The organism is Haloferax sp. s1, assembly GCF_058382125.1.
Window position 1 is genome coordinate 1 of sequence record NZ_JBZRPK010000479.1, and the last position, 5424, is coordinate 5424.

The 5424-nt window shown below is 62.1% G+C and carries 6 protein-coding genes; 4 read left to right on the forward strand and 2 right to left on the reverse strand.

The annotated features are described in order from the left end of the window. Positions 1-87 precede the first annotated feature (87 nt). Positions 88-969, forward strand: coding sequence for a homoserine kinase (locus QT222_RS07310; RefSeq protein WP_491476780.1), 882 nt, complete (start codon positions 88-90; stop codon positions 967-969). Between the two features lie 133 nt (positions 970-1102). Then, positions 1103-1600 (forward strand): universal stress protein, encoded by a 498-nt coding sequence (locus QT222_RS07315; protein ID WP_004059756.1) that lies wholly within the window; start codon positions 1103-1105, stop codon positions 1598-1600. 244 nt (positions 1601-1844) lie between these two features. Here the strand turns inward: QT222_RS07315 and pdxS are convergent, their stop codons facing one another. Further along, the gene (gene pdxS / locus QT222_RS07320; RefSeq protein WP_004059755.1) at positions 1845-2753 is read right to left on the reverse strand and encodes a pyridoxal 5'-phosphate synthase lyase subunit PdxS; all 909 of its coding nucleotides are present in this window, start codon (positions 2751-2753) and stop codon (positions 1845-1847) included. A 121-nt stretch (positions 2754-2874) separates the two neighbouring features. Here pdxS and QT222_RS07325 point away from each other — a divergent pair, with 121 nt between their 5' ends. Then, a complete protein-coding gene (locus QT222_RS07325) occupies positions 2875-3612 on the forward strand; it encodes a DUF1405 domain-containing protein (RefSeq protein WP_491476781.1) in 738 nt (245 codons plus the stop codon). Between the two features lie 83 nt (positions 3613-3695). Continuing rightward, complete coding sequence (locus QT222_RS07330; RefSeq protein ID WP_004059753.1) at positions 3696-4751, forward strand: enolase-like domain-containing protein; 1056 nt, start codon at positions 3696-3698, stop codon at positions 4749-4751. Between the two features lie 168 nt (positions 4752-4919). Here QT222_RS07330 and QT222_RS07335 read toward each other — a convergent pair. Further along, on the reverse strand, positions 4920-5424 hold a 505-nt coding region (locus tag QT222_RS07335; RefSeq protein WP_491476782.1), incomplete at its 5' end, for a hypothetical protein.

Below are 5424 nucleotides of genomic sequence, written 5' to 3' on the forward strand. Positions count from 1 at the left end.
TAATTGGGTGTGGTGGGTAGAATTCCCCCCCGGCGGGGCAGTAGCAACCTCCGCAACATTTTACTCAGCTAAGGGGCAAAGGGGGGCTTGTTCCCGCCCCGCGCACCCGCCACGAGCGCCAATCTCGGAAGTGGGTTCGACGTTTTCGGAGTGGCTCTCGACCGCCCCGCTGACGTCGTTCACGTCGAAAAGGCGGACCGCACAACAATCGAGGTCACGGGCGTCGGTCGCCAGTACATTCCGACTGACCCGGACCGAAACGTCGTCGGTGCCGTCGCCGAGGCACTCGACGCCCCCGCACACATTCGTATCGACAAAGGTGTCCGGCCCTCGTCGGGTCTCGGGTCGTCGGCCGCGAGTTCCGCCGCGGCCGCAGTCGCCCTGAACGAACTGTACGACCGCGGACTCTCCCGCGAGGAACTCGTCCCGGTCGCCGCTGAGGGGGAGGCAGTCGTCTCCGGCGAACCCCACGCCGACAACGTCGCGCCCGCACTGCTCGGCGGTTTCACCGTCGCAACCGACGACGGAGTCACGACTGTCGACGCCGACATCCCGCTCGTCGCGTGCCTTCCCGAAATCGCCGTCTCGACTCGCGATGCACGGCGTGTCGTCCCGAGTCGGGCCAGCATCGAAGACATGGTTCACACGGTCGGTCGGGCAGCGACGCTCGCTGTCGGGATGTGCCGTCGCGACCCCGAACTCGTCGGGGCCGGGATGGACGACCGCATCGTCACGCCGGCGCGAGCGGAACTCATCACCGGCTATCACGATGTTCGAGAGGCGGCACTCGAAGCCGGGGCGGAAGGCGTTACCGTCTCAGGTGCCGGCCCGTCGGTTCTCAGTGTGTGCCACGCCAGCGACCGAACTCGCGTTGCGGGTGCGATGCTCGAAGCCTTCGACGAGACCGATGTGGCTGCCCGCGCCTACAAGACGCGTGTCGGTCGCGGCGCTGAAATATTTGATATCTGAATGGTATAGAGAGAACAACTAGCACACCAAATTATGGTGTTTTTTGGACCCTGAGCCACTGGAAAAAGTTCTCACGGTCCGTGTTAACACGATTCCGAGAAGACTTTTCTCATTTACGCGAGACATTCAGGATATGCAACGAGCACTCGTCGTCGTCAGTCCGAACGAACGGTCGAATCGAATCCTCCGCGAAGCAGGCGAACTCGCCGCCGGCAGCGGAGCGGAACTCGTCGTCCTCACCGTCCTCCCCGACGAGGAGTTCGAGCGCACGCGCTCGGCCCTCGCCGATGTCGGGTCGTCCGATGTCGTCTACGGCATCGACCAGGCAACCGAGTCGGCCACGCGCAAAGCCAAGCGTCTCGCACGCGAGGCTCTCGACGACCTTGATGTCGACTACCGAGTCGTCGCCGACATCGGCCCGGAAGTCGATTCGGTTCTCGAAACGGCCGAGGCGGAATCGTGCGACCACCTCTTCGTGTCCGGTCGCCGCCGCTCGCCGACAGGGAAGCTTCTCTCTCGGGACGTGACCCAGACGGTCATGCTCAACTTCGACGGGCCGGTCACCGTCCTCCTCGGCGAAGAGTCAGAGACGGAAGACGACTCGAATCGGAAGTCCCGCGCGCTCGCGTAAGACTGCCAAGAGAACCCGCGTACGTGGACGCGTCGGCGACGAACACGATTCTCATTTTCCGACACCGCCGACAGTCGTACCTCGAAAACGCGCATTACTGCCGACCTGTAGACACCACTGTCGACCTGTAGAGACTGGTCCGTGTGTCACGCGTCGTTCGGCGACAACAATCTAAGCGTCGCGCTCACGACTGTTTCGTAGCAAAAGCGGTCGAAATCGGTACGAGAGTGGAGTGAGAAGTCGCTTAGACGCCGCGGCCTTGCAGCTTCTTCTCTTCGGGCATGTCGACGTTCGCTTCGCCCTTCATGCCCTTGCCGATGCCGGAGGCGATGTCGGCGAGTTTCTCGGGGTCGTCCCAGTTGTTGACGGCCTCGACGACTGCCTCGCCCATCGTCTCTGGGTCCTCTGCGCCGAAGATGCCGGAACCGACGAAGATACCGTCACACTCGTGGTACATCATGAGCGCCGCGTCGGCGGGCGTCGCGATGCCACCGGCGGCGAAGTTCACGACCGGCAGCCGACCCATCTCGGCTGTCTCGTGGACGAGGTCAGCAGGTGCTTCGTGCTCGCGAGCCCACTTCTCGCGCTCGTCGAAGTTCAGACCCGTAAGCGTCCGAATCTGGTTTTTGATGGTCCGCTGGTGAGTGACGGCCTGGTTGACGTCGCCAGTACCGGCTTCTCCCTTGGTGCGAATCATCGCGGCACCCTCGTTGATGCGGCGGAGCGCCTCGGGGAGGTTGCGCGCACCACAGACGAACGGCGACGTGAACTCGCGCTTGTCGATGTGGTATTCGTTGTCCGCCGGGGTGAGAACCTCACTCTCGTCGACCATGTCGACACCGATAGCTTCGAGAATCTGTGCTTCGGTGTAGTGGCCGATGCGGGCCTTGCCCATCACCGGGATGGAGACGGCGTCGATGATTTCTTTGACCTTCTCGGGGTCGGCCATCCGAGAGACGCCACCACGCTTGCGGATGTCGGCCGGAACGGCTTCGAGTGCCATTACGGCGACTGCGCCCGCCTCCTCGGCAATCTTCGCTTGCTCTGCGTTGACAACGTCCATGATGACGCCGCCTTTCTGCATCTGGGCGAACCCGCGCTTGACGAGTTCGGTCCCACGCCGGAGTTCCTCAAGGTCGGTCTCCTCAGCCATGTCCGTGGGTTGCGACCGGGTACACTTAAGCAATCGCTTCCGCTCGTCAGTTCTTCGCACGGTCGGCCCCTCCATGGGTGAGACCGGCACCGCTTTGGCTTCCCCCTACTTCGGCGTGTATATGGACGAGGCGACGCGATTACGCCACATACTCGACGACCCGAGACGCCTCTTCGGCGACGACGACTTGCCGCCCACGACGAATCTGCCGCGGTGGCTCGCGCCCCTCCCGGAGTGGCTGGAAAATTTCGGACTCAATATCGCGTGGCTCGTCGTCGTCATCAACCTCGTCGGGACCGCGTTCGGGTTCTGGTACTACGGCTTCCAGTTCAGCATCGAACCGACGGTAATGTGGCCGCTCGTTCCCGATAGCCCCGTCGCTACGCTCTTTATCGCACTCTCACTCGCGTTCTGGAAACTCGGGCGGTCGAACGAGTATATCAACGCGCTCGCGTTCTTCGGCTGTCTCAAACTCGGGTTGTGGACGCCGTACGTGCTTCTCGTGTTCAAAAGCGACTTCTCGTATCTCCACTGGGCGATGTACAACTTCCTCTTTTGGAGCCACCTCGCCATGGTCGTCGAGGCGTTTCTCATCCAGCGCTACGCCCGGTTCCCCATCGGTGCCGTTCTCCTCGCAGTCGTCTGGTACGGCTTCAACGACCTCGTGGACTACTTCGTCCCCATTGTCGGGTCGGCCCACCACACGCTCATCCCGGCCGAGCCAATCGTCGACGGCGTCGTCCAGCACGTCGCGCCAGCCCACGAACTCGCCGCCGCCGGTGCTGTCGTACTGACATTCGCGGCGACGTTTCTCGCGCTTGCAACGCGGGTAGAGAAGGTCGAACACGGCGCGGTCTGAATCACAAACGCAACACAGTTCGAATCGGCACCAACCGGCCCGACGTGTACGTTTTTAGGCCTCCGAATCCAACTGCTCACTCGATGACTCTTTTCGACCGCGTGGCTGACCTGCCGCTCACCGTCGAGTCTGTCACCCGCGACCGCTTCGAGAGCGACACGTCGAGTGACTTTCTCCGCAAGACAACGGTCTTCTCACTCTCCGGCGACGGCGACGTTGGCCGTGGCGAAGACGTAACGTACGACTCGGAGGACCACGACGCCCTCGCTGACGCGCCCGACGACGTGTTTGACCTTCAGGGGGCGTACGACTCCTTCGCCGACTTCTCCGCTGCTCTCGACGATGTGGACCTGTTCCCGACGAAGGGACCCGAACGCGAGACATCGGTGCACTACCGTCGCTGGGCGCTCGAATCCGCCGGACTCGACCTCGCGCTCCGACAGCACGGGACCGACCTCGCGGCGGCACTCGGTCGCGAGCGCGACCCGGTTCGGTTCGTGGTGAGCACGCGACTCGGCGACTCACCATCGGCCGACCGAATCGAGATGCTCCTCGACCGCGACCCCGACTGCGAGTTCAAACTGGACCCCACGTCGGCGTGGGACGACGACCTCGTGGCGACCCTCGCCGAGCGGGACTGCGTCCGCATCCTCGACCTCAAGGGCCAGTACAAGAACACCTCTGTCGATCAGGAAGCAGACCCTGCACTCTACGAGCGAATCATCTCGGGATTCCCCGACGCCGTGATAGAAGACCCCGAGTTCACCGACGAGACCCGACCGTTATTCGACGGCGAGAAATCGCGTGTTTCGTGGGACGCGCCGATTACGGGCGTCGAGTCGGTCGAAGAACTCCCGTTCGAACCGTCGTGGCTCAATATCAAGCCTTCGCGGTTCGGGACCGTCGAGTCACTCTTCGAGACCATCGAGTACGCCGAGGCTCGCGGCATGTCCTTGTACGGCGGCGGCCAGTTCGAACTCGATGTGGGACGCGACCACATCCAACTGCTCGCGTCGGTGTTCTATCCGGACGGCCCGAACGACGTAGCTCCTCGCGGCTACAATCTCCCGGACCCGCCGAGCGGACTTCCGCGGAGTCCGCTGACCCCGAGTAACGACCCGTCGGGTCTCGAGTTCTAAAGAGTACAGCGAGAGTTCCACGGACCACCTGACCGTGGTACTCTACACCGTCTGGACTGCTATCGGTGGTTGGTTGTGCGACACGTTGGCGGCCCCGCACACACCAGAGCAATACCGGTCTTCCCTCGTACCGTCTCGTTATTCCATCACCAGCGGCCGCGACCCGAATCAACACCGCTGTTGAAAGCGGTTGGACGAGCCTGTCGGGACCGCGAGGCTAGACGCTACACGAACGGCGTCCTCGGCCGTCAGTTCGCCGATTTGAATCGGAACCGGGTCTAGATGAGTTGGGTCGTCGGTGGTTTGTGAGTACCATTCAAGATATTCCTTTTCGAGGTCAGTCAGCGGGCGACGCTGAACGATGTGCCCGTCCATCCGGACGACTATCCGTGCATTTTCGACCGAATCAGGGAGGGATGTCTGAAACGTGGGACCGAACAAGGACCGGATATACCGGTTCTCTTCTGTGGGTGCAGCTACTTCGTAGGCTTCCCCACGGGTCTGGATACTAATGTCGTCTGAGACGAGGTCGTTTCGTCCAATTGAACTCTCAAAACGGTGTTGGAGGTTTTTTGATGAGTTCCAATCCGGTTTTTCGAGTGTGACAGAGACCCTCCCGGACGGTGCGAGAAGGCGACGAACTCTTGTCACCGCCTCACGAACTGGTTGTGAT